This window comes from Klebsiella aerogenes KCTC 2190, assembly GCF_000215745.1.
Classification (GTDB): domain Bacteria; phylum Pseudomonadota; class Gammaproteobacteria; order Enterobacterales; family Enterobacteriaceae; genus Klebsiella; species Klebsiella aerogenes.
In genome coordinates, this window is the sequence record NC_015663.1 from 840,469 (window position 1) to 859,586 (window position 19,118).

22 protein-coding genes and 1 other RNA gene are annotated in these 19,118 nt (G+C 54.4%); 14 read left to right on the top strand and 9 right to left on the bottom strand.

The window, feature by feature from the left end; genetic code table 11:
• Positions 1 to 227: 227 nt before the first annotated feature.
• Positions 228 to 1,475: a serine/threonine transporter SstT gene (gene sstT / locus EAE_RS04050; RefSeq protein ID WP_015703565.1), complete on the top strand. Its 1,248-nt coding sequence runs from the start codon at positions 228 to 230 to the stop codon at positions 1,473 to 1,475.
• Between the two features lie 528 nt (positions 1,476 to 2,003).
• On the opposite strand, the gene EAE_RS04055 is transcribed toward sstT, so the two are convergent.
• Positions 2,004 to 3,491 (bottom strand): UxaA family hydrolase, encoded by a 1,488-nt coding sequence (locus tag EAE_RS04055; protein WP_015703566.1) that lies wholly within the window; start codon positions 3,489 to 3,491, stop codon positions 2,004 to 2,006.
• An 18-nt stretch (positions 3,492 to 3,509) separates the two neighbouring features.
• A complete protein-coding gene (gene uxaC / locus EAE_RS04060; RefSeq protein WP_015703567.1) occupies positions 3,510 to 4,922 on the bottom strand; it encodes a glucuronate isomerase in 1,413 nt (470 codons plus the stop codon).
• A 467-nt stretch (positions 4,923 to 5,389) separates the two neighbouring features.
• Between uxaC and exuT the strand changes: the two genes are divergently transcribed.
• The 8 genes from exuT (at position 5,390) to EAE_RS04100 (ending at position 10,513) form a co-directional block, all read left to right on the top strand.
• Positions 5,390 to 6,691: a hexuronate transporter ExuT gene (exuT, locus tag EAE_RS04065; RefSeq protein ID WP_015703568.1), complete on the top strand. Its 1,302-nt coding sequence runs from the start codon at positions 5,390 to 5,392 to the stop codon at positions 6,689 to 6,691.
• A gap of 127 nt (positions 6,692 to 6,818) precedes the next feature.
• Positions 6,819 to 7,595, top strand: a complete 777-nt coding sequence (gene exuR, locus EAE_RS04070) for a transcriptional regulator ExuR (protein ID WP_015369577.1) — start codon at positions 6,819 to 6,821, stop codon at positions 7,593 to 7,595.
• A gap of 327 nt (positions 7,596 to 7,922) precedes the next feature.
• Positions 7,923 to 8,585, top strand: coding sequence for a DedA family general envelope maintenance protein YqjA (yqjA, locus tag EAE_RS04075; protein WP_015369576.1), 663 nt, complete (start codon positions 7,923 to 7,925; stop codon positions 8,583 to 8,585).
• Between the two features lie 8 nt (positions 8,586 to 8,593).
• Complete coding sequence (gene mzrA, locus EAE_RS04080; RefSeq protein ID WP_161799831.1) at positions 8,594 to 8,971, top strand: EnvZ/OmpR regulon moderator MzrA; 378 nt, start codon at positions 8,594 to 8,596, stop codon at positions 8,969 to 8,971.
• 148 nt (positions 8,972 to 9,119) lie between these two features.
• Positions 9,120 to 9,488: a DUF1090 domain-containing protein gene (locus EAE_RS04085; RefSeq protein WP_015369574.1), complete on the top strand. Its 369-nt coding sequence runs from the start codon at positions 9,120 to 9,122 to the stop codon at positions 9,486 to 9,488.
• A gap of 25 nt (positions 9,489 to 9,513) precedes the next feature.
• The gene (locus EAE_RS04090; protein ID WP_015369573.1) at positions 9,514 to 9,819 is read left to right on the top strand and encodes an ElaB/YgaM/YqjD family protein; all 306 of its coding nucleotides are present in this window, start codon (positions 9,514 to 9,516) and stop codon (positions 9,817 to 9,819) included.
• Between the two features lie 2 nt (positions 9,820 to 9,821).
• A complete protein-coding gene (locus EAE_RS04095; protein WP_015369572.1) occupies positions 9,822 to 10,220 on the top strand; it encodes a phage holin family protein in 399 nt (132 codons plus the stop codon).
• Complete coding sequence (locus tag EAE_RS04100; protein ID WP_015703570.1) at positions 10,217 to 10,513, top strand: YqjK-like family protein; 297 nt, start codon at positions 10,217 to 10,219, stop codon at positions 10,511 to 10,513. The genes EAE_RS04095 and EAE_RS04100 overlap by 4 nt, the downstream gene beginning before the upstream one ends.
• A gap of 8 nt (positions 10,514 to 10,521) precedes the next feature.
• On the opposite strand, the gene EAE_RS04105 is transcribed toward EAE_RS04100, so the two are convergent.
• Positions 10,522 to 10,719 carry an RpnC/YadD family protein gene (locus EAE_RS04105; RefSeq protein ID WP_015369570.1) on the bottom strand — a complete coding sequence of 66 codons (198 nt, stop codon included), beginning with the start codon at positions 10,717 to 10,719 and terminating at the stop codon, positions 10,522 to 10,524.
• A 324-nt stretch (positions 10,720 to 11,043) separates the two neighbouring features.
• Between EAE_RS04105 and EAE_RS04110 the strand changes: the two genes are divergently transcribed.
• The 3 genes from EAE_RS04110 (at position 11,044) to EAE_RS04120 (ending at position 12,991) form a co-directional block, all read left to right on the top strand.
• The gene (locus EAE_RS04110) at positions 11,044 to 11,436 is read left to right on the top strand and encodes a DoxX family protein (RefSeq protein ID WP_015703571.1); all 393 of its coding nucleotides are present in this window, start codon (positions 11,044 to 11,046) and stop codon (positions 11,434 to 11,436) included.
• A gap of 74 nt (positions 11,437 to 11,510) precedes the next feature.
• Positions 11,511 to 12,497 (top strand): glutathione S-transferase family protein, encoded by a 987-nt coding sequence (locus EAE_RS04115; RefSeq protein ID WP_015703572.1) that lies wholly within the window; start codon positions 11,511 to 11,513, stop codon positions 12,495 to 12,497.
• Between the two features lie 125 nt (positions 12,498 to 12,622).
• Positions 12,623 to 12,991 (top strand): DUF805 domain-containing protein, encoded by a 369-nt coding sequence (locus EAE_RS04120; RefSeq protein ID WP_015369567.1) that lies wholly within the window; start codon positions 12,623 to 12,625, stop codon positions 12,989 to 12,991.
• Positions 12,992 to 13,029: 38 nt separating this feature from the next.
• Here the strand turns inward: EAE_RS04120 and EAE_RS04125 are convergent, their stop codons facing one another.
• Complete coding sequence (locus EAE_RS04125) at positions 13,030 to 13,926, bottom strand: LysR family transcriptional regulator (protein WP_015369566.1); 897 nt, start codon at positions 13,924 to 13,926, stop codon at positions 13,030 to 13,032.
• 104 nt (positions 13,927 to 14,030) lie between these two features.
• On the opposite strand from EAE_RS04125, the gene EAE_RS04130 reads away from it, so the two are divergent.
• Both EAE_RS04130 and EAE_RS25005 read left to right on the top strand, forming a co-directional pair.
• Positions 14,031 to 14,732 (top strand): pirin family protein, encoded by a 702-nt coding sequence (locus tag EAE_RS04130; RefSeq protein ID WP_015703573.1) that lies wholly within the window; start codon positions 14,031 to 14,033, stop codon positions 14,730 to 14,732.
• 23 nt (positions 14,733 to 14,755) lie between these two features.
• Positions 14,756 to 14,917, top strand: coding sequence for a hypothetical protein (locus EAE_RS25005; RefSeq protein WP_015703574.1), 162 nt, complete (start codon positions 14,756 to 14,758; stop codon positions 14,915 to 14,917).
• Between the two features lie 31 nt (positions 14,918 to 14,948).
• On the opposite strand, the gene EAE_RS04135 is transcribed toward EAE_RS25005, so the two are convergent.
• The 5 genes from EAE_RS04135 to garR form a co-directional block, all read right to left on the bottom strand.
• Positions 14,949 to 15,359, bottom strand: a complete 411-nt coding sequence (locus tag EAE_RS04135; RefSeq protein WP_015703575.1) for a Spy/CpxP family protein refolding chaperone — start codon at positions 15,357 to 15,359, stop codon at positions 14,949 to 14,951.
• A gap of 149 nt (positions 15,360 to 15,508) precedes the next feature.
• Positions 15,509 to 16,369 carry a mechanosensitive ion channel domain-containing protein gene (locus EAE_RS04140; protein WP_047058858.1) on the bottom strand — a complete coding sequence of 287 codons (861 nt, stop codon included), beginning with the start codon at positions 16,367 to 16,369 and terminating at the stop codon, positions 15,509 to 15,511.
• Between the two features lie 232 nt (positions 16,370 to 16,601).
• Positions 16,602 to 16,982: RNase P RNA component class A (gene rnpB / locus EAE_RS04145), an RNA gene on the bottom strand.
• A 32-nt stretch (positions 16,983 to 17,014) separates the two neighbouring features.
• Positions 17,015 to 18,160, bottom strand: coding sequence for a glycerate 2-kinase (gene garK / locus EAE_RS04150; RefSeq protein ID WP_015703577.1), 1,146 nt, complete (start codon positions 18,158 to 18,160; stop codon positions 17,015 to 17,017).
• 65 nt (positions 18,161 to 18,225) lie between these two features.
• Complete coding sequence (gene garR, locus EAE_RS04155) at positions 18,226 to 19,116, bottom strand: 2-hydroxy-3-oxopropionate reductase (RefSeq protein ID WP_015369560.1); 891 nt, start codon at positions 19,114 to 19,116, stop codon at positions 18,226 to 18,228.
• Between the last annotated feature and the right edge of the window lie 2 nt (positions 19,117 to 19,118).

Sequence of the window (19,118 nt, forward strand, 5' to 3'; positions counted from 1 at the left end):
ACGCCGCCCTGCGTTAGCTTTCCCGCGCATAATCTTTATCCATGTCACAAAAACGTTAATATATAGTTAAAAAATAAGATCGGCGTGCAAGAAACAGTAGAATACGCTTCCTCCCTCGCGTTCTTTCCGTATACTCGACCATGCAAACATTCATTTACATCCGGACATAAACGTAACAAATAATACGTCGCCGGGATGGACTGCTACATCACTGGAAGGAATGATTTATGACAACACAAACCCGCCCGTCGGGGCTGCTGCAGCGCCTGGCGCAGGGCAGTCTGGTGAAACAAATCCTGTTGGGACTGGTACTTGGCGTGGTACTGGCGCTGGTCTCGAAACCGGCCGCTATCGCGGTCGGGCTGCTGGGAACGCTGTTCGTCGGCGCGCTGAAAGCCGTCGCGCCGGTACTGGTATTAATGCTGGTGATGGCGTCGATCGCAAACCATCAGCACGGACAAAAAACCAGTATCCGCCCGATTCTGTTTCTCTATCTGCTGGGGACCTTCAGCGCGGCGCTCACCGCGGTGCTGTTTAGCTTTGTTTTCCCTTCTACGCTGCATCTGACCAGCGCGGCGGACAGCATCACCCCGCCATCGGGGATTGTAGAGGTGCTACGCGGACTGCTGATGAGCATGGTGGCTAACCCTATCGACGCGCTGCTGAACGCCAACTATATCGGTATTCTGGTGTGGGCGGTGGGGCTGGGCTTCGCGCTGCGCCACGGTAACGACAGCACTAAAAACCTGATTAACGACGTTTCGCACGCGGTGACCTTTATCGTCAAGCTGGTGATCCGCTTTGCGCCGCTGGGTATTTTTGGCCTGGTCTCCTCAACGCTGGCGACGACTGGTTTCGATACCCTGTGGGGCTACGCCCAGTTGCTGCTGGTGCTGATCGGCTGCATGCTACTGGTGGCGCTGGTGATTAACCCGCTGCTGGTATTCTGGAAAATCCGCCGTAACCCGTATCCGCTGGTGCTGACCTGCCTGCGTGAAAGCGGCGTCTACGCCTTCTTTACCCGCAGCTCCGCCGCCAACATTCCGGTGAATATGGCGCTGTGCGAGAAGCTGAATCTGGATCGCGATACCTATTCGGTATCTATTCCGCTGGGGGCGACCATCAATATGGCAGGCGCGGCGATTACTATCACCGTGCTGACGCTGGCGGCGGTACATACGTTGAATATTCCGGTGGATCTACCGACGGCGCTGCTGCTGAGCGTAGTGGCCTCGCTGTGCGCCTGCGGCGCTTCCGGGGTGGCAGGCGGTTCGCTGCTGCTGATCCCGCTGGCCTGTAACATGTTCGGTATTCCGAACGATGTCGCCATGCAGGTCGTCGCCGTCGGCTTTATTATCGGCGTGCTGCAGGATTCCTGCGAAACGGCGCTCAACTCGTCAACCGATGCGCTGTTCACCGCCGCGGCCTGTATGGCCGAAGACGAACAGCTGGCGAAGAACGCCCTGCGTAGTTAGCGTATTGTCGGATGGCGCTACGCTTATCCGACCTACGGTACGTGCGGCCTGCCTTTAATTTATTCACCATGCTGGCTGAAACTGCCGGTGTTGGTGGCCTCAAAATCGCTGAGACGTTCCCGGAAGGCCGGGGCAGCCCGCATGGATGCGGGCTGAGGGCCGTGATTTGCAGGGACGCTGCCTCGGCCCGACCCGAAGCCTGCAGGGATAAGTCGAAGGTACCACGAAGTGGCGATTTTGGCGGCCAGAGCCCGGGAGTACAGAGGGCGGCGGCGACTGGCCGCCCTTTGTGCGCTCCCTGCGCCATGAGGGACATAACGCAGAAGAAATATCGGGAGCGCAATCTGCTCTGAAATAATAAAAAACAACTGTTTTTCCCGGACCAAAACAGTTGCAAATCGATAACAGTATCTACGGACCTATTCAGTTGGTAGCCCCGGTAAGCGTAAGCGCGACCGGGGGGAGTTTAATGTTGTCGGATGGCGCTACGCTTATCCGACCTTTCAAACACCGCGGTAGTCACCGTCGTTACAGCGTGACGCCGCTTTTAAAGATTGCCAGTTCGCGGAAATCATTGCGTTCGTTGCAGGTCTGCTTGCCGTTGGCGATATCGACGATCAGATCGACAAACTCCTCCAACACCTGCGGCATCGCTTTCCCGTGAATTAACTGCCCGGCATCGAAATCAATCCAGTGCTTTTTCTTCGCCGCCAGCTCGCTGTTGGTAGCGATTTTTACCGTCGGAACGAAACCGCCATAAGGGGTGCCGCGGCCGGTACTGAACAGCACCATATGGCAGCCGGCGCCCGCCAGCGCGCTGGTCGCCACCGCGTCGTTACCCGGCGCGCTCAACAGATTCAACCCGTGGACTTTCAAACGTTCACCGTAGCGCAGAACGTCAACCACCTGGCTGGAACCCGCTTTCTGCGTGCAGCCAAGCGACTTATCTTCCAGCGTCGTGATACCGCCCGCTTTGTTACCCGGCGACGGGTTCTCGTAGATAGGCTGGTCGTGGGCGATAAAATACTGTTTAAAATCATTGACCATGGTGACCAGTTTGCCGAAGGTCTCTTCGTCGCGACAGTGGCTCATCAGTAGTTGCTCAGCGCCGAACATTTCCGGCACTTCGGTCAACACCGTAGTGCCGCCGTTCGCAATCAGGTAGTCAGAAAAACGCCCCAGCATTGGGTTAGCGGTAATGCCGGACAGGCCGTCCGAGCCGCCACACTCAAGGCCAAACTTCAGTTCGCTCAGTTTACCCGCTTCGCGTTTATCATGGCGCATCACTTCATAGAGCTGATGAAGATGCTCAATTCCCGCTTCCACTTCATCTTCCTGATGTTGGCAAATCATGAAGTGCACGCGTTCCGGGTCAAAATCCCCCAGCGTTTCACGGAAGGCATCAACCTGGTTGTTCTCGCAGCCAAGACCAATCACCAACACCGCCCCGGCATTCGGGTGGCGGACCATGTTTTGCAGCATGGTACGGGTGTTGATATGGTCATCTCCCAACTGCGAGCAGCCGTAGGTGTGGCTGAAAAGGAAGACGCCGTCGGTGCCTTCCGCGTCGTTGGTCTCTTTCAGGAAACGATTCTGGATCTGCCGGGCGATGCCGTTAACGCAGCCCACGGTCGGCAGGATCCATAATTCGTTACGCACGCCGACTTCACCGCTGGCGCGACGATAAATCTCGACGTCGCGATCCGCAGGTTGCGCCGGTTGTTCAACCAGGTCTGGTTGATAGCGATACGCGTCAAGATCGCTCAGATTGGTACGCGTATTGTGCGCATGAACATGCTCGCCCGGCGCGATATCCGCCAGCGCATGACCAATCGGCAACCCGTACTTAATGACGTTTTCACCTTTCGCAATGGCCCGCAGCGCGAACTTATGACCGCGGACAACATCCTGGCTAAGGGTGACGGTATCGTTATCAATCGTCACCACGCTGCCTGACGTCATATCCGCCAGCGCCACCGCGACGTTATCCTGCGAATGGATTTTGATGTATTGCATATCAACCGACCTCTGGCCTTAGTTCAATTCAATGGCGAAGTAATCACGCGCATTGTTAAAGCAGATGTTTTTCACCATCTCGCCCAGCAGCGCGATATCCGCAGGCGCTTCGCCAGCAGCCACCCAGCGGCCGATCATCTGGCACAGAATACGGCGGAAGTATTCGTGGCGGGTGTAGGAGAGGAAGCTGCGGCTGTCGGTCAGCATGCCGACAAAGCGGCTCAACAGGCCAAGCTGCGCCAGTTGGGTCATCTGACGTTCCATGCCGTCTTTCTGATCGTTGAACCACCAGCCGGAACCGAACTGCATCTTGCCCGGCATGCCTTCGCCCTGGAAGTTACCGATCATAGTGCCCAGCACTTCGTTATCGCGTGGGTTCAGGCAGTACAGAATAGTTTTCGGCAGCAGGTTTTCTTCGTTCTGCTTGCTCAGCAGCTTCGATAACTCTTCGGCCATCGGACGGTCGTTGATGGAGTCGAAGCCAACATCCGGCCCTAACAGTTTGAACTGACGCAGGTTGTTATTACGCAGCGCGCCGATGTGGTACTGCTGTACCCAGCCGCGGCGCGCGTATTCCGCACCGAGGAACACCAGTACCGCCGTTTTGAACTGCGCGACTTCATGCTCGCTGAGCGTTTCGCCCGCCAGACGGCGCGCCAGAATGCTATCCAGTTCGTTATCGCTCGCTTCAGCGAACAGCACCACGTCCAGCGCGTGGTCGGAAACTTTACAGCCGTGAGCGGCAAAGTGATCCAGACGCTTAGTCAGCGCGCTTTGCAGATCGGCAAAACGGCGAATCTCGGTATCGGAGACTTCGCCAAGCTTGCTCATGTAATCGTTAAAAGTGGCCTGCTCGATGTTGAACGCTTTATCCGGGCGCCAGCTCGGCAATACCTTGATATCAAAAGTACTATCTTTAGCGACCGCCGCATGATGCTCCAGTGAATCAATCGGATCGTCGGTCGTCCCCACCATCTTCACATTCATCTGCTTCATGATTCCACGGGCGGAGAACGACTCCTGAGCCAGCAACTCATTACACTGGTTCCAGATTTCATCCGCCGTGGCTGGCGACAACAACTTACCTGTAATACCAAAAGGACGGCGCAGCTCTAAATGCGTCCAGTGGTATAGCGGGTTACCGATGGTATGAGGAACGGTTGCCGCCCAGGCGTCAAATTTATCGCGATCGGAAGCATCGCCGGTACACAGGCGCTCCGCCACGCCGTTGGTACGCATCGCGCGCCATTTGTAATGGTCACCTTTCAGCCAGATGTCATACAGGTTCTTAAAACGATAATTTTCGGCAACCTGCTGCGGCGGAAGGTGGCAGTGGTAGTCGAAAATCGGCTGATCTTTGGCGTAATCGTGGTACAGGCGGCGGGCAAACTCGGTATCAAGCAGAAAATCTTCGGTCATAAACGGTGTCATTGTCGTGTCCTCTTCGCCCCATCAAGGAGCCCATCAGATGATTGACTCTAATGCTGACAAAGTTATCACACCAATTTCTACAGGCCGAAGTATTTTTCGTGAGTTAGATCAATAAACGTCGACAAAAAAAGCACCACCAAAGGAGTAAACATCGCTGCAAGCCGCGCCAGTACTGGCTTTAATTGACGCGATTAATGTCCCTACAAACTTTCCCACTTTTGTGACAGTACTCAACTTTTAAAGTTGTATGACAAGTTATCTTTCTGCCGTCGCAACATATAAACCGACGGAATGCATTACCGGTGTGAATAACATCGGCTTAAACGGTAGGGATGCCGGTTTCACTTTAACCACTGATGGCAAGGTTCAGTTCACGTCCTGAACCCTCCGTTTCCCCATCCTCCTTCCCTGGCGGGACGAAAGATGGCCGCATACGCTGCGGAGAGACAACAACGATGAGGTTTTACATGCGTAAAATTAAAGGGTTACGTTGGTATATGATCGCACTGGTGACGCTGGGCACCGTGCTGGGTTACCTGACTCGTAACACCGTAGCGGCGGCTGCGCCGACGCTGATGGAAGAGTTGCACATTTCAACCCAACAATATTCTTATATCATCGCCGCCTACTCCGCTGCATATACCGTTATGCAGCCGGTTGCCGGCTATGTGCTCGATGTGCTTGGCACCAAAATTGGCTACGCCTTCTTTGCTATCGCCTGGGCGGTATTCTGCGGTTCAACGGCGCTGGCAGGCAGCTGGGGCGGCCTGGCGCTGGCCCGCGGCGCGGTCGGCGCAGCGGAAGCGGCGATGATCCCTGCCGGTCTGAAAGCCAGCTCCGAATGGTTCCCGGCGAAAGAGCGTTCCATCGCCGTCGGCTATTTCAACGTCGGCTCCTCTATCGGCGCAATGATTGCTCCGCCGCTGGTAGTCTGGGCAATTGTCATGCACAGCTGGCAGATGGCATTTATTATTTCCGGGGTACTGAGCTTCGCCTGGGCAATGGCCTGGCTGATTTTCTACAAACACCCGCGCGATCAGAAAAAACTCACCGATGAAGAACGTGACTACATCATCGGCGGCCAGGAATCTCAGCATCAGACCAATAACGCGAAGAAAATGTCGCCGTGGCAGATCCTGCGTAACCGTCAGTTCTGGGGTATTGCGCTGCCGCGCTTCCTCGCAGAACCGGCCTGGGGTACCTTCAACGCCTGGATCCCGCTGTTCATGTTTAAGGTTTACGGCTTTAACCTGAAAGAGATCGCCATGTTCGCCTGGATGCCGATGCTGTTCGCCGACCTCGGCTGCATCGTCGGCGGCTACCTGCCGCCGCTGTTCCAGCGCTGGTTTGGCGTGAATCTTATCGTCTCACGTAAAATGGTCGTGACGATGGGCGCCCTGCTGATGATTGGTCCTGGCATGATTGGCCTGTTCACCAGCCCGTATGTGGCGATCGCGCTGCTGTGCGTCGGCGGTTTTGCTCACCAGGCCTTGTCCGGTGCGCTGATCACCCTCTCTTCCGACGTATTTGGCCGTAACGAAGTGGCGACCGCCAACGGTCTGACCGGGATGGCGGCATGGCTGGCCAGCACCCTATTCGCGCTGGTCGTCGGCGCGCTGGCGGATACCATCGGCTTCAGCCCGCTGTTCGCGGTGCTGGCGGTCTTCGACCTGCTGGGCGCGCTGGTTATCTGGACGGTACTGAAAAACAAATCGGCCGACGATGACTCGACGCCGCTCAATACCAGTAAACCGGTGACGCAAAGCTAAACTGCAAGATGATTTTGCACCGACTAAGCCGCCTTTTAAGGCGGCTTTTTTTGTGCCTTCCAGTGGTGGAAAGCGCGTAAAAGTGGTATAACAAATCGAATATTGTCGCCATCTTCCGGGAGCGAATATGGAAATCAGTGAACCGCGCCGTCTCTATCAGCAGCTTGCCGCTGAGCTAAAGACGCGTATCGAACAAGGCGTCTACCTTGTAGGGGATAAGCTGCCCGCAGAGCGCTTCATCGCCGATGAAAAAAGCGTCAGCCGCACCGTGGTTCGCGAAGCCATCATCATGCTGGAAGTCGAAGGCTATGTTGAAGTCCGCAAAGGCTCCGGCATCCACGTTATTTCCAACCACCCGAAATACCAACAGGTGGTGGATGAATCGCTGGAGTTCGCCAACTATGGTCCGTTTGAATTACTCCAGGCCCGTCAGTTGATTGAGAGCAATATCGCTGAATTCGCCGCGACTCAGGTGACCAAACAGGACATCATGAAGCTAATGGAAATTCAGGAGAAAGCCCGCAACGAGAAGTGCTTCCGCGATTCCGAATGGGACCTGCAGTTCCATGTCCAGGTCGCGCTGGCCACCCAGAACACCGCGCTTGCCGCCATCGTAGAGAAGATGTGGACCCAGCGTGTACATAACCCGTACTGGAAAAAACTACACGATCATATCGACCTGCGCACCGTCGACAACTGGTGCGACGATCATGACCAAATCCTCAAGGCGTTAATTCGTAAAGACCCTCACGCGGCGAAGCTGGCGATGTGGCAGCATCTGGAAAATACCAAGCTGATGTTGTTTAACGAAACCAGCGATGACTTTGAATTCAATGCCGATCGCTACCTGTTTGCCGAAAATCCGGTGGTTCATCTCGATACCGCGGCGAACGGGGCAAAATAACGTATTATCCCCTCCACGGGCAGAACCTCTTTTTCTGCCCGCAAACCCGACAGGGTAAGCAAAGCATATATAGTGTCAGCCTGTGTAAATCCTCTCGCTACTCGTCCCCGCAACCCGCAAAATCAATCAGCAACAAACTGCAATTTCTCTGACGGAAAGTCAGCTAGTTTGTTACAATTAGATGCATTTTGTCGTTCTGCATGTAAGTGTTTACTTACTGTTTAATCAAGGATCCGATCAGAACGTCTCAACAGCGGCCATACTCTAAAAAATAATCTAGTCGCTATGTATAAGACGTACCGTTAACCGATGTACCAGGAATCGTGAATGGAACTACTAACCCAATTACTGAATGCCTTATGGGCCCAGGATTACGAAACGCTCGCTAATCCCTCCATGATTGGCATGCTCTATTTTGTCTTATTTATGATTTTGTTCCTTGAGAACGGTTTACTGCCGGCGGCGTTTTTACCGGGTGATAGCCTGCTGGTGCTGGTCGGCGTTTTGATCGCCAAAGGGGCGATGGGCTTCCCGGAAACGCTACTGCTTTTGACGGCGGCGGCCAGCCTCGGCTGCTGGGTGAGCTACATCCAGGGACGCTGGCTGGGCAATACGCGGATCGTGCAAAACTGGCTATCGCATTTACCGTCGCATTATCACCAGCGAGCCCATCACCTGTTCCACAAGCACGGATTATCGGCGCTGCTAATTGGCCGCTTTATCGCCTTCGTACGTACCCTACTGCCAACGATTGCCGGTATCTCCGGTCTGAATAACGCGCGTTTCCAGTTCTTTAACTGGATGAGCGGTCTGCTGTGGGTGTTGATTCTTACCTCTCTCGGCTATCTGCTGGGTAAAACACCGGTATTCCTGAAGTATGAAGATCAGCTGATGTCGTGCCTGATGCTGCTGCCGGTTGCGCTGCTGGTCTTCGGTCTGATCGGCTCCCTGGTTGTACTGTGGAAGAAAAAACACAGCAGTCGGAGCTGAGCATGGTCATCAAACGTCCTTCCTGGCGCCAGCTGCGGTGGATGCTGGGCGGCTCACTGCTGCTTTGCGCCATCGTCTGGCTGTGGCTGACCGTCAGTCAGCATGAGTCCACTCTGGCCATCCGTCCCGTCAGCCAGGGCGTCGCTATGCCGGACGGTTTTTCCGTCTGGCATCATCTTGACGCCAACGGCATCCGTTTTAAGAGCATCACCCCGCAAAAAGACGGCCTGCTGATCAAATTCGATTCCAACGCTCAGGGCGCCGCGGCAAAAGAAGTATTGGGCCGGGCTCTGCCTCACGGTTATATTATTGCTCTGGTGGATGAAGAAAATTCTGCCACCGCCTGGTTATCCCGCCTGCGCGATGCTCCGCGCCGTTTTGGATAACGCGTCAAAAATTCCGAATCTTTTCGTACGGTTTGGTGATGTCCCGCTTTCGTGTCTATTATTAAGACTGCGGGAACCGCCTGGCTCGTATTGTTGACTGGATTGGGTATATCACCGATATCCCCTCACACAATGGAAGGTAGAATCCATGAAATACCGCATCGCACTATTACTGGCACTGACCTCACTTAGCGCCAGCGCCTTCGCAGCCTCTCCTTGTCAGGAAAAAGAACAGAGTATCCAACGGGAGATCAGCTATGCCGAAAAACACCATAATCAGCATCGCATTGACGGCCTGAACAGAGCGCTGCAGGAAGTTCGCGCTAACTGCAGCGACAGTAAAGTCAGGGCTGATCATCAGCGGAAAATCGCTAAACAGAAGGCCGAAGTTGCCGAACGTCAGCGCGATCTGAGCGAGGCGAAGCAGAAAGGCGATGCAGACAAAATTAGCAAACGGGAACGCAAACTGGATGAAGCGCAGCAGGAACTGAAAGCGCTTGAGTCACGCGATTATTAATTGGTAAACGCTACAGGAGAACAAGATGGCTAAAGATAACGTTGCAGAAGATCTACGCGCTGAGCTGAAAAATCTGGCTGATACGCTGGAAGAAGTTCTGAACTCCTCAACCGATAAATCAAAAGAAGAACTCGGCAAACTGCGTAGCAAAGCGGAAAGCGTGCTGAAAGACAGCCGTGTGCGTCTCAGCGACACCAGCGATGCCATCGTTAAGCAGACGCGTGAAACCGCTGCTCGCGCCGATGAGTACGTTCGCGAGAATCCGTGGACCGGCGTGGGTATTGGCGCAGCTGTCGGGCTGGTGGTCGGCGTACTGCTGTCGCGCCGTTAATTATGGCAAACTCTCAACACACGCAGGGCCCGGGACAGAGCGTATTCGGCATCGGCCAGCGGATCATTACGCTGCTGGTCGAAATGGTGGAAACGCGTTTGCGCCTGGTCGTCGTGGAGCTGGAAGAGGAGAAAGCGAACCTCTTCCAGCTGTTGCTGATGCTCGGGCTAACGCTGCTATTCGCCGCTTTTGGGCTGATGAGCCTGCTAGTGCTGATCATCTGGGCCGTCGATCCGCAGTACCGTCTGCATGTAATGATCGCGACCACCAGCGTCCTGTTGCTCGCCTCGCTAATAGGGGGAATTTGGACCCTCAGGAAAGCTCGCCGCTCAACGTTTTTACGTCATACCCGCGACGAACTGGCGAACGATCGCGCGCTGCTTGAGGACGATCGTCGATGAGCGGCCAACAGGAACGCGACCAGCGAAAAGCGCTGCTGCTGCGCCAAATCCAGCAACAGCGGCTGGATTTGGCCGCCAGCCATCGTCACTGGCTGGAAGCCACCTCGCCTATCGATCGCGGCTGGCAAACGCTGAAACACCTGCGTTCATGGGCGATGGTCGGCAGCGGGGTAATGGCTATCTGGTCAGTGCGCCATCCGCGCTTTTTAATCCGCTGGGGCAAACGCGGCCTCGGCATCTGGAGCACCTGGCGGATGGTCAAAGGGATTCTGCGTCAGTCCGCATCGCGTTAATTGCTCGCTCAGTGCGCCAGCGCGCTGAGCTCTTGTTCGCTTAAACCGGTGGTTTTACTGACCAGCGCGCTATCAACGCCGTTACGAAGCATCGCAAGAGCTATTTTACGCGTCGCCTGACGTTCGCCTTCTTCTCTACCTTCTTCACGACCCTGTTTTCTTCCCTTTGTGCGCCCACGCTCTTCAAACCATTCTGCTAATGTCATCAGTTGCTCCTTATGTTCAGGCATTCCCTGCGCCAGTTGACGAAAAAATCTGCCAGGGCTAGTCAACTGGCCGGAACGGGCAAGGATAAGATGCCTCTGGTGATAAAACAATCAATAGCCACGCACGCTGCGAGGCGCCTCGGAAAATATTTTCACCGATCGCACCAATTGCTCAGAAACTTTGAAAAAGAACTACAGTTTTCCTTGCTAACAATCCCCTCTCAAGCTCGCTAATATCCTCTCCATCGACAGCAAGCCCGCGTAACCACGCAGGATTGCTCTAAAAAACGAAATCGCCGCCCTTTGGGTTTTCTGGAGTAAGAAATGAAAAAATTAGAAGATGTTGGTGTACTGGTAGCGCGTATTCTGATGCCGATTCTGTTCATTACCGCTGGTTGGGGAAAAATCACCGGGTATGCAGGTACGCAGCAGTATATGGAAGCGATGGGTGTTCCGGGAGCGCTGCTGCCGCTGACTATTCTGCTTGAGTTTGGCGGCGGTCTGGCAATTCTGTTCGGTTTCCTGACTCGCACTACCGCGCTGTTCACCGCAGGCTTTACCCTGCTGACCGCGTTCCTGTTCCACAGCAACTTTGCTGAAGGCGTGAACTCGCTGATGTTCATGAAAAACCTGACCATCGCTGGTGGTTATCTACTGCTGGCCGTGACGGGTCCGGGCGCATTCAGCATCGACCGCGTGCTGAATAAAAAGTGGTAAGCGCACTATACTGAGTAAAAATCTAAAAAAGCGAGGGGCTATCTCCTCGCTTTTGCTATCTGAAGGAGGAAGTAATGGGACAATTAGTCGACGGCGTCTGGCAAGATACCTGGTATGACACCAAATCCACCGGAGGACGGTTCAAGCGTTCCGTTTCAGCCTTCCGCAACTGGCTCACCGCCGATGGCGCGCCAGGCCCTGCGGGCGAAGGTGGCTTCGCCGCAGAGAAAGACCGCTATCATCTGTACGTTTCACTGGCCTGTCCGTGGGCCCATCGCACCCTGATTCTGCGCAAGTTGAAAGGATTAGAGCCCTTTATATCTGTCTCAGTGGTGAATCCACTGATGCTGGAAAACGGCTGGACCTTCGCCGACGATTTCCCGGATGCGACCGGCGACCAGCTCTATCATCATCAGTTCCTCTATCAGCTTTATCTGCAGGCCGATCCGCATTACACCGGCCGGGTGACCGTTCCGGTGCTGTGGGATAAAAAACAACAGACCATCGTCAGCAATGAGTCGGCTGAAATTATCCGCATGTTCAATACCGCGTTTGATGGCCTGGGGGCGCGTGCGGGCGACTATTATCCGCCGGCGTTGCGAGAAAAGATCGACGATCTCAATAGCTGGATCTACGACAACGTTAACAACGGGGTATATAAAGCCGGTTTCGCCACCAGCCAGCAGGCCTACGACGAAGCCGTTGCTGCGCTGTTTACTTCGCTCGAACGCCTTGAGCAGATCCTCGGTCAGCACCGCTACCTGACCGGGAACCAGTTAACGGAAGCGGATATCCGCCTGTGGACAACGCTGGTCCGTTTCGACCCGGTGTATGTTACCCATTTTAAATGCGATAAGCGCCGTATCAGCGACTATCTCAACCTGTACGGTTTCCTGCGCGATATCTACCAGATGCCGGGGATTGCGGAAACGGTGAATTTCCCACATATCCGCAATCACTATTATCGCAGCCACAAAACCATCAACCCGACGGGGATCATCTCCGTGGGCCCGCAGCAGGATCTCAACGAACCGCACGGGCGGGATCGCTTTTCCCGCTGATCAATAAGGCGCCGAAAGGCGCCTTTTATTCAGATAACGGATATTTACCAGTTTGATATTCACGCCTATGATTATTTTGATCGCTTTAAAAACAAGTGATTAATGGTTAACTAAGGCGTGAGAAAATGGACTGGTATCTAAAAGTATTACGAAACTATATTGGCTTTGGCGGTCGCGCCCGGCGCAAAGAGTACTGGATGTTTATTCTGGTCAACATCATTCTCACCGCAGTGCTAAGCATCATTGATAAGATGCTCGGCTGGCAACGTGCTGGGGGTGAAGGCATCCTGACGACCATTTACGGCGTGCTGGTTTTTTTACCCTGGTGGGCGGTGCAGTTTCGTCGCCTGCATGACACCGACCGCTCGGCGTGGTGGCTACTGCTGCTGCTGATCCCGGTCATCGGCTGGCTGGTGATTTTGATTTTCAATTGTCAGAACGGCACGCCCGGCAACAATCGCTTTGGGCCAAATCCAAAACCCTACTCCTACTGATTTACGCGCTCCTCGCGGCGGAGGAGCGCATCTTCCCGTTATCTGCCGGTAAACAGTTTCGGGATCTCCCGCAGACACCAGGATTTGGCTTCGCCCATGCTGTCGCGGCGCCAGGCCATAATGATATCGATTTCATTGGTATATTCAGGGCTTACGACCCGCAAGCGCCCTTCGGCAATATCCTTCTCAACCAACGGATACGGCATGGTCGCCACGCCAAGCCCCGCCAGCAGCGCCTGGCGTTTATCTTCAATAGTGCTGACGGTTAAACGCGGCTGCTTATCCAGCAGCTGCACCGTCAGAACCGGACGCTCGCGCGCGGTATCCGCCACCGCGACGCCGCGATATTTCACCCGCGTCACCTCAGAAAGCGGTTCTGGCTCCTGATGAATCGGGTGATCCGGCGCGGCAACATAAACGCTTAACACCGAATAGAGCTTACGCGAGTTAATTTCTGACGATGAACGAAAATGCATATCCGGCGCGACGACAATATCAGCACGTCCCTGCTCCAGCCGTTCCCAGGCACCGGCCAGCACTTCGGTAATAATCGACAGCTGGGTATTGGATTTAGTCGCCAGTTTCTCAATCAGCGGAAACAGATCGGTGGTAGGAACTAACGCTTCGGTCACGATGGTCAGGTGAGTTTCCCAGCCGCGCGACAGCGCTTCGGCATCGGTGGTCAGCTTGTCCGCCGCTTCCAGCAGCACGCGGCCGCGTTCCAGCAGCATGCGGCCAACGTTCGTAAATTTTGTGCGATGGCCGGAACGGTCAAACAACACCACATCCAGTTCTTCTTCCAGTTTTTGCATGGTGTAGCTTAGGGCCGAAGGCACGCGCCCCAGCTCGTCAGCCGCAGCGGCAAAGCTCCCGCGTCGGTCTATTGCATCCATTACGCGTAACGCTTCCAGCGTTAATGCTCTCTCTTTCGCCATTTCGCTCTCATTCAGGAATTTTGAACATACCGGGCAGAATATCTGGCTAACAATACAGCGTCCATACCTTTACCATTGATTTAGTGTAAAGAGAGGTCAAGAAAATGATTACAACCCGAACAGCCAAACAATGCGGTCAAGCAGACTTCGGCTGGCTGCAGGCCCGCTACACCTTTTCCTTTGGCCACTACTTCGACCCTAAATTGCTGGGTTACGCCTCGCTGCGCGTACTCAATCAAGAAGTGCTGGCGCCGGGCGCGTCATTTCAGCCGCGTACCTACCCAAAGGTCGATATCCTGAATCTGATTCTGGAAGGTGAAGCGGAATACCGCGATAGCGACGGCAACCACATACAGGCAAAAGCTGGAGAAGCCCTGCTGCTCTCCACCCAACCGGGGGTCAGCTACAGCGAGCATAATCTCAGTAAAGAGCAGTCGTTGACGCGCATGCAGCTGTGGCTCGACGCCTGTCCGGAGCGCGAAAACCCGCTGGTACAGAAAATGACGGTTGGCGATTCGCCGATTCAGCTATTAGCCTCACCGGACGGCAGCGGCGACAGCTTACAGCTGCGTCAGCAGGTGTGGATCCATCATCTGCAGCTGGCGAAGGGCGAAGAGATCAACGTTCAACTGCACGGCCCGCGCGCCTATCTGCAGTCGATTCACGGGACGGTACATGCCGTGGCAAAAAAGGAAGAGAAACAGGCATTAACCTGCGGCGATGGCGCGTTTATTCGTGACGAAGCTAACATTACCCTCGTCGCCGATACGCCGCTGCGCGCTTTGCTGATAGATTTACCGGTGTAACAAGGAAGCCCGGGAGTTTGTGAGTGAGCAAGAAAAAAAGCAAAAAGGCAAAATCGTTAGACCAGCCAGTCGCTGTGGAAACCATGAGCCCAATCGGCTTTGGCTATGAAGAGATGCTGAGTGAACTGGAAGCCATCGTGGAAGATGCGCAAACGCGGTTGCAGGATGAAGATAACGCCGCCTGAAGAAATCGGCCCCATAGCGGGGCCGACTTTATTACTCGCTCAATGCCTGAGAGAGATCTTTTTTCACCTGAGTACGTTGTTCCGGTGTCAGTACCTGATTTACGCCGAAATAGTACTTCACGCGATAATAGCGCACCTGTTGCTCAACCTTGCTAAAGGCCGCCAGCTGATCTTTAACCGCTTTTTCATTCCACTTACCAGAATCGATCACGTCAAATAACACGCCATCTTTAATATCTTTCTGTGAAATCTGCTGGACGTTCTTTTCCATTTCCTGATGCAGGCTCTTAATTTTTGCGACCTGATCCTGGCTCAATTTTAAATGCTGAACGATAGGATCCTGAGCCGGCGCCGGCGCGGCGGTAACCTCAGCGGCCTGTGCCGCCATGGAGAACCCTGCGGCTACAGCCGTCATTAATACCATCCGAGAAAGTTTGTTCATCTTGTTATCCTGAATAAGTACGTAGTGATAAGACGACCTATTATTCCCTGAACAATAATGACGATATGTAAAAAATCATGTTCACCAGTGTAAATATTCAGATAATATATTCACCAAATGAATTGTATAAAATATAAAATTCTTCTTCCTTATTGAACACGTGCTAAATCCGCTGATGTTAAATTAATATCCATGCGTGGCGCGGCCAGCAAGATATTATTTTCATCAAGCGTATTTTTGATATTCTCCAGAAAATCGAAATAGGTATCCCAATACTCAGCATTTTTCACCCATACGCGAATGGTAAAGTTAAGCGAACCGGGCGCCAGCTCAATCAGGCGAACGGTGGTACCGCGAGAATGATCGATGCGCTTTTCATCATCGATAAGCGTCTGGATAACCTGTTTAACGTGCGATATTTGGCTATGACACGCTACGCCGAGCGTAAGATCGATGCGGCGATAGGGATGGCGGGAGTAGTTAACGATGCTATCGGCAATAATTTTACCGTTCGGGATAATGACTTCTTTATTATCTACAGTAAGCAGCGTCGTAGAAAAAACATGTACCGATTGCACCATCCCTGATACCGAACCAACCTGCACGAAATTACCCGCCCTGAATGGACGCAGAGTCACCAGCAGTACGCCAGCGGCAAAATTTGACAGCGAGCCCTGCAGCGCCAGGCCAATGGCCAGACCCGCCGCACCAATAACCGCGATGATGGAAGAAGTTTCAATCCCTACTCGACCTAACGCGGCGACAATCGCAAAAGCCATGGTGATATAGCGCACCAGCGCGGCGAAGAAGTGGACGATTGTCGCATCTACGTTGCGTCGCAGCAGAATTTTCTCGAAGGTTTTGGCGAGGACTTTTGCAAGCATTCTCCCGATAAAAAGAATAATCAGCGCCGCCACGATATTCCAGGCAAACTGCATAATCGTCTCGCCATGCCCAACCAGCCATGCTATTGCCGTTTTGAGTTGAGGGAATAACACTACATTTTTCACGTCCACCGCCCCTGTCTGGATAACACGTAAAACCTGCTATCCATTAAGCTGAATGATGACCGCTGCAAATGAGGGATTGAGATTAATGGATAGAAGATACATTTTCAAAGCGTGACAGTATCAACGAGCGCGGCCTGCAATGCAGCCAGAAAGCTGTTTAAAAGTGGACAGTCATTCATTTTTGTTCCAACCTCCAGATAGCAAAAACCCCGCCGAGGCGGGGTTTTCTAAGGAGTGAAACTGACCGATAAGCCGGGTTCTGTCGTGGACAGTCATTCATCTAGGCCAGCAATCGCTCACTGGCTCAAGCAGCCTACCCGGGTTCAGTACGGGCCGTACCTTATGAACCCCTATTTGGCCTTGCTCCGGGTGGAGTTTACCGTGCCGCGGACTGTTACCAGCCGCGCGGTGCGCTCTTACCGCACCCTTTCACCCTTACCTGATCCCGCTTGCGCGGGCCATCGGCGGTTTGCTCTCTGTTGCACTGGTCGTGGGCTGTGACACCCCCCAGGCGTTACCTGGCACCTTGCCCTATGGAGCCCGGACTTTCCTCCCCTCCGCCCGTCTCCCCCTAAGAGGACGACGACGAAGCGGCGACTGTCTGGTCAGCTTCGGCGCGAAGTATAGAGGGTTCGCGCGCCTTTGTCACCCCGCACAACGCATTCCGATCGCCAGCGTCGCGGCAATATTTCGCGAAGCGCGATAAATATTGTCGAATGCGCCGCGGAATGCCTCTTCCAGCGAGCCGATGCTGGTCAGTACGCTGAACACCGCTTCGATGCCATATTGATGTACCACGCCGACATCGCGGGTCAGACTGCCGGCAATAGCAATCACCGGTTTATGGTATTTCTTCGCCACATTGGCTACGCCAACCGGTACTTTGCCGTTGATGCTCTGGCTATCGAGTCGCCCTTCGCCGGTTACCACCAGCGTGCAGTCGTGAATATGTTCTTCCAGATTAAGCGCCGTCGTCACAATCTCAATCCCGCTGCGCAGTTCAGCCCCCAGAAAAGCCATTAGCGCGGCCCCCATTCCCCCCGCCGCTCCGGCACCGGGGACATCTTTCACCTCCACGCGCAGCGATTTTTTGATAACCGAGGCGTAGTGGGCAAGATTATTATCAAGCTCGACAATGAGCGCTTCGGTCGCCCCTTTTTGTGGGCCAAAAATGCGCGATGCCCCCTGTTCGCCAATCAACGGATTTGTCACGTCGCAAGCCACGCGAATAGCACAGTGTTTAAGACGTGGGTCCATGGACGAAACATCAATTGAATTCAGGCAGTTAAGGGAACCACCGCCATTACCGATGTCGCTGCCGTTGGCATCACAGAGCTTTGCGCCCAGCGCCTGCATCATCCCGGCGCCGCCGTCATTGGTCGCGCTACCGCCGATGCCGATAATGATGCTGGTCGCGCCGTGCTCCAGCGCCTGTAAAATCAGCTCGCCGGTACCGCGAGAAGTGGTGATCAGAGGATTACGTTTCTCAGGCGGCACCAGTCCCAGCCCGCTGGCCGCGGCCATCTCAATAAATGCGGTTTTGCCGTCCCCGGACATGCCCCAGCGGGCATTCACTTTTTCCCCCAGCGGCCCGGTGACCAGCGCCGTATGCGCCGTACCCTGCGTGGCGGCAATCATGGCTTCAACCGTTCCCTCGCCGCCATCGGCAAGCGGAACAGAAACATATTGCGCATCGGGGAAAATTTCCCGAAATCCTTTTTCTATCGCCTGAGCTACCTCGCTGGCAGAAAGGCTTTCTTTATAAGAGTCTGGGGCAATTACGATTTTCATAGTTATGTCGCCTGACTGTGCCGCGCAAGGCAAGAATGACAGGGCGCGGGAACACGCCCTTCTTGTTAACGAGTCACTTCCACTTTCGCCAGTTTTTCGTAGTAACACGCCAGAGCGCTATGGTCAGCGGTGCCCAGGCCATCCGCGCGCAGCGCCTGCATCATCTCCATCACCGCCGCCGTCAGCGGTAGCTGGGCGCCGACGCCGTGAGACGTATCCAGCGCATTGGCCAGATCTTTAATATGCAGATCGATACGGAAGCCCGGTTTGAAGTTGCGATCCATCACCATCGGCGCTTTAGCATCGAGCACGGTGCTACCTGCCAGGCCGCCACGAATCGCCTGATAAACCAGTTCCGGGTTAACGCCGGCTTTGGTGGCCAGAGTTAACGCCTCCGACATTGCCGCGATGTTCAGCGCCACAATCACCTGGTTGGCCAACTTGGTGACGTTGCCTGCGCCAATCTCGCCGGTATGCACCACGGATCCCGCCATCGCTTTCATCAGGTCGTAGTATTTATCGAAAATCGCCTTGTCGCCGCCAACCATCACCGACAGGGTGCCGTCGATCGCTTTGGGTTCGCCGCCGCTCACCGGCGCATCCAGCATATCGATGCCTTTGGCCTTCAGCGCTTCGCTGATTTCGCGACTCGCCAGCGGCGCAATGGAGCTCATATCAATCACCACGGTGCCCGGTTTCGCGCCTTCGATAATGCCGTTTTCACCCAACGCAACGTCTTTCACGTGCGGAGAGTTTGGCAGCATGGTGATAATTACATCGCACTGCTCAGCAATGGCCTTCGCCGTGCTCGCAGTCTCTGCGCCCGCGGCAATCACGTCAGCAATGGCTTCGGGGTTACGGTCGGATACCACCAGCGAATAACCCGCCTTCAGCAAATTTTTGCTCATCGGCTTGCCCATGATGCCAAGACCAATAAAACCCACTTTGATTGTCATAA